This window comes from Streptomyces sp. NPDC127084 (genome assembly GCF_042724175.1).
Classification (GTDB): domain Bacteria; phylum Actinomycetota; class Actinomycetes; order Streptomycetales; family Streptomycetaceae; genus Streptomyces.
Genome location: NZ_JBHXFA010000095.1, coordinates 25600 through 29856, shown reverse-complemented (window position 1 = coordinate 29856; position 4257 = coordinate 25600). Strand labels below are relative to the sequence as shown.

Here is a 4257-nt window from a genome sequence, read left to right as displayed (position 1 = left end):
GGACCTGAGGGTCCGGGGCAGCCCCTTTACCTGCGTGGGATGGGTCGGCGCTGCCGAGCAGGATCTGCGCCGCCTCGGGAGGCACGCATCGGGCTGGGCGTGCCATGTCGCCTGGCGTCCAGCGAGGCGTCCATGGCGGCTTCAGCCGTGCGTAGGGGGCAAGGGCGCCTCGCAACCCGGCCTCAGGGCCGCAGCCGGCCCGCGGCCCCCTGCGGGGCACTGATCCGCCCCGGCGTCGGCGAGGATCTCGGCGAGCGCGGGGCCGAGGGGGCGTCTCCGCTGAGCGCAGGGGGATGCTCGCCGCCACACCCTCGCGACCGGTCAGCCTGCAGGCGAGGAGGGGCTCCGGTGCGGGAGTGGGGCGGGAAGCCGGCTTTGCGGCCTGCCCGGGTGCCGATGGGAGTGGGCTCCACAGGCGATCCCATGCGGGCCCGACGAGGACGTTTACCCCCGCGCAGACAGGCCGTAAACGCGTGACCCAGGTCGCATTGGCGTCGTGCGGGCCGTGACAAGGCGCACAGGCGATTTGAGCCTACTAAGGGACTTAGTGGGGGTGGCGCGGCTTTCGGTGGGCCGCGCGGGCGGGTCCGGCTGCGAGCGCGAGCGAAACGAAACGGACAAATCAGAAATCCCGTGCGCAGGGCGGCCTTGTCGGGCCCTTACCTGGGGCTAAACCGCCCGTCATCCAGTGAATCCAGAAGAAAACGGACATCCCGGAGGGTGGGTCCGGGAGGCGTCAAGGGTCCCGCTCACAAGAGGGGTCGGCTACGACGGGATGTCGTAGATGGGGGGTTTGAGGTGGATTGCCGGTTCGGGTTACCAAGGTTCTGCACCCGGTGCTCCTGTGCCGGGTCGGTTCATGCCCGATCAGCCCGGAGGTTCTCCCCGCATGTCGAAGCGCAACATCAACCGTCTCCGCCCGTCCGTGCTCCGTACCCGTGGTGCCGTCATGGCCGCCGGACTCAGCGCCGTGATGGTCGTCGGAGCCGGCGCCGGTGTCGCCGCCGCCGACACGGGCAAGACCGCTCCGGTCGCCGCCCAGGCGAAGATGAAGGCGAAGGCCGCGAAGAAGGCTCCCTCCTGGGTCAAGCCGGTGCACGGTTACACCCTGTCCGCCAGCTTCAACCAGGGCGGCGCGATGTGGTCTCACAAGCACTCCGGCCAGGACTTCGCCGTGCCGACCGGTACCCCGGTCAAGGCCGCCAACGGCGGTGTCGTCGTGAAGGCCGGTCCCGGCGGTGGCGGTGACGGTTCCGCGTACGGCAACGCCATCGTGATCAAGCACGGCAACGGCAAGTACTCGCAGTACGCCCACCTGTCGAAGGTCAACGTCTACGTCGGCCAGGCCGTGAAGACCGGCCAGCGGATCGCGCTCTCGGGCAACACCGGCAACTCGTCCGGTCCCCACCTGCACTTCGAGATCCGTACGACCCCGAACTACGGTTCCGCGCTGAACCCCGCCAGCTTCCTGCGCTCCATGGGCGTCACCCTCTGACGCGTGCGCGTACGGCAGGACTGACGTCAGGACTCATGGCCGGGCCCCGTGGTGGGCCTGGGTGATCAGATCGATGGCGACCTCGAGGACGGCTTCCCGCTTCTCCTCAGGGTCGCCTTCGACGTTCTGCATGAAGAACATCCCGGCGTGCATGGTGAACAGCGCGCTCACGCAGCGCACCCGGTCGGCCATCGCGAGGTCCGGCCCCTGGAGCAGCTGGGACATGGCGATCATGCGCTCCTTGAAGGTCTCTCCGATGCTCAGCTCGCGCAGGGTGGCCTGGTTCTCCTGCATGAAGCGGAAGAGCGGCGCGGCGCCGCTGAGTGCCGCCTGATAGCGGCGCAGGATCTCCTGCTTGATCTCCAGACCGCGAGGCTCCGGCTGCTCCTCCGCCCAGGTGATCAGTTCGTCGAGCGGGCGGGTCAGATCCTGGAAGAGGCTGATGACGATGTCTTCCTTGGTCTTGAAGTGGTAGTACAGCGCCGCCTTCGTGACCTCCAGCTTTTCGGCGATCTCACGCAGCGAGGTCTTCTCGTAGCCCTGTTCGGCGAAGAGTTCCAGGGCGACGTCCTGAATGCGCTGCCGGGTGTTGCCTCTGGTGGCCATGGACTCTCCTGGGGATGCGGGCTGTGCGCACGTATGAACTTACTTGACGCCCGGCTAGTTCGGGGTCTACCGTCCCACAGTGTAGTGAACTAGCCGGTCGGCAAGTAAGTGCCCTGGGGGAGCGGACAGACAGTGGCAGGACGGAATCCAGAGAAGACCGCGGTAGCGGTACAGCGCGCGCCAGGAACCGCGGATGCCGCGGAAGGAGCAGAAGGCGTAGAAGGTGCGGGAACCGTGGAAGCCGCGGAATCCCCGGACGGGTCGCCGCAGCGCAGCGTACGCGTCGTCCTGCTCGCCCTCATGATCGCGATGCTCCTCGCGATGCTGGACAACATGATCATCGGTACGGCGATGCCCACCATCGTCGGCGAGCTCGGTGGCCTTGAGCATCTGTCCTGGGTCGTCACCGCCTACACCCTCGCCACCGCCGCCTCCACCCCCATCTGGGGCAAGCTCGGCGACATGTACGGCCGCAAGGGTGTCTTCCTCACCTCGATCGTGGTCTTCCTGATCGGCTCGGCGCTCAGCGGAATGGCCCAGGACATGGGCCAGCTCATCGGCTTCCGTGCCGTGCAGGGCCTGGGGGCCGGCGGACTGATGGTCGGCGTCATGGCGATCATCGGCGACTTGATACCGCCCCGGGAACGCGGCAAGTACCAGGGAATGATGGCGGGTGTCATGGCCCTCGCCATGATCGGCGGCCCGCTGGTCGGTGGCGGCATCACCGACCACTGGGGCTGGCGCTGGAGCTTCTACATCAACCTGCCGCTCGGTGCCGTCGCACTCGCCATGCTCACCACCGTGCTGCACCTGCCCAAGCGTGAGCGCGGCGCGCACCGCGATCCCATCGACTACCTGGGCGCCGCCTTGCTGACCGTCGGCATCACCTCGACCGTGCTGGTCACGACCTGGGGCGGTACGGAGTACGCCTGGGACAGCGCCGTCATCATGGAGCTCATCGCGATCGGTGTCGCGTCGCTCGTCGGCTTCCTCTTCGCCGAGACCAAGGCCAAGGCCCCGATCATTCCGCTGCACATCTTCCGCAGCAGGAACTTCACGCTCATGTCGGTGATCGGATTCCTCACCGGCTTCGTGATGTTCGGCGCCGTGCTGTTCCTGCCGCTCTACCAGCAGTCCGTGCAGGGCGCGTCGGCGACCAACTCCGGGCTGCTCCTGCTGCCGATGCTGCTCTCGATGATGGCCGTCTCGCTGGTCGCGGGCCGGATCACCACCAGCAGCGGGAAGTACAAGATCTTCCCGATCATCGGCGGCGTGCTGATGGTGGTCGGTCTGTTCCTGCTGGCGCAGATGGACACCGGGACCTCCCGCCTCGCCTCCGGTCTCTACATGGCCGTACTCGGAGCGGGCATGGGCTTCCTGATGCAGGTCACGATGCTGGTCGCACAGAACAGCGTCGAGATGAAGGACATGGGGGTCGCGTCCTCCTCCACAACCCTGTTCCGCACCCTCGGTTCCTCTTTCGGCGTCGCGATCATGGGCGCGCTGTTCACCTCGCGGGTGGAGGACGAGATGGCCGCGCGTGGCGGCGCCGCGATCACCCAGCAGTCCGCGCAGCTTGACGCGGCGAGCCTGGCGAAACTGCCCGAGCACGTGCGTGAGGCGTACCAGTTCGCGGTGTCGGCGGGCACGCACGACGCCTTCCTGCTCGGCTCGGCGGTCGCCGTCATCGGCTTCCTCGCGGCGTTCTTCGTCAAGGAGGTGCCGTTGAAGGGCGCGGGGCCTGAGAAGCCCGAAGCGGCCGCGCCGCAGAGCCATGGTGAGGCTTCGGAGAAGGCCGCGCCGCGTGATGGCGAGGCTTCCGGGGCGGGCACGTCGCGTGATGGCGAGGACGACGCAGGGCTGGCCGCCGCCAAGTCGGTCTAAGGCGCCGGGGCATCCTCACGGAGCCCCGGGACAGGGCGGTCGGTCAGTCCGCGAGCCGCGGCAGCGCGAAGCTTCCGCTGTTCGTCGGCGCGTGCTCCGGAAGCCAGAGCACCGCGATCGCTCCGCTGATCCCGTCCCCCGGACCGGTCACATCGTGGTTGGCGTTACGGAAGGTCAGGCGCGCCCCGGTCACGCGGGCGTTACCCGCCCCGATCGTCAGACCCACTCCGTGCCCCACTACCCCCCGGTCGCAGGTCACGGGACCGCACCCG

Annotated in this window: 3 protein-coding genes and 1 pseudogene; 2 read left to right on the top strand and 2 right to left on the bottom strand. The window is 68.1% G+C overall.

Annotated elements, in window-relative coordinates; translation table 11 throughout:
* Positions 1-889: 889 nt before the first annotated feature.
* Entirely contained in the window at positions 890-1495 is a 606-nt protein-coding gene (locus ACFWI9_RS21710) for a M23 family metallopeptidase (RefSeq protein WP_387164301.1), read from the top strand.
* A gap of 33 nt (positions 1496-1528) precedes the next feature.
* Here ACFWI9_RS21710 and ACFWI9_RS21705 read toward each other — a convergent pair whose 3' ends face one another.
* Complete coding sequence (locus tag ACFWI9_RS21705; protein ID WP_387164299.1) at positions 1529-2101, bottom strand: TetR/AcrR family transcriptional regulator; 573 nt, start codon at positions 2099-2101, stop codon at positions 1529-1531.
* Between the two features lie 234 nt (positions 2102-2335).
* Between ACFWI9_RS21705 and ACFWI9_RS21700 the strand changes: the two genes are divergently transcribed.
* Positions 2336-3985, top strand: a complete 1650-nt coding sequence (locus ACFWI9_RS21700) for an MDR family MFS transporter (protein WP_387164297.1) — start codon at positions 2336-2338, stop codon at positions 3983-3985.
* 43 nt (positions 3986-4028) lie between these two features.
* Here ACFWI9_RS21700 and ACFWI9_RS21695 read toward each other — a convergent pair.
* Positions 4029-4257: pseudogene (locus ACFWI9_RS21695) on the bottom strand (two-component sensor histidine kinase); the annotation flags it as partial.

Coding starts and splice junctions, on each gene's coding strand:
- ACFWI9_RS21710 (WP_387164301.1), top strand. CDS start 890: ATGTCGAAGCGCAACATCAACCGTCTCCGCCCGTCCGTGCTCCGTACC.
- ACFWI9_RS21705 (WP_387164299.1), bottom strand. CDS start 2,101: ATGGCCACCAGAGGCAACACCCGGCAGCGCATTCAGGACGTCGCCCTG.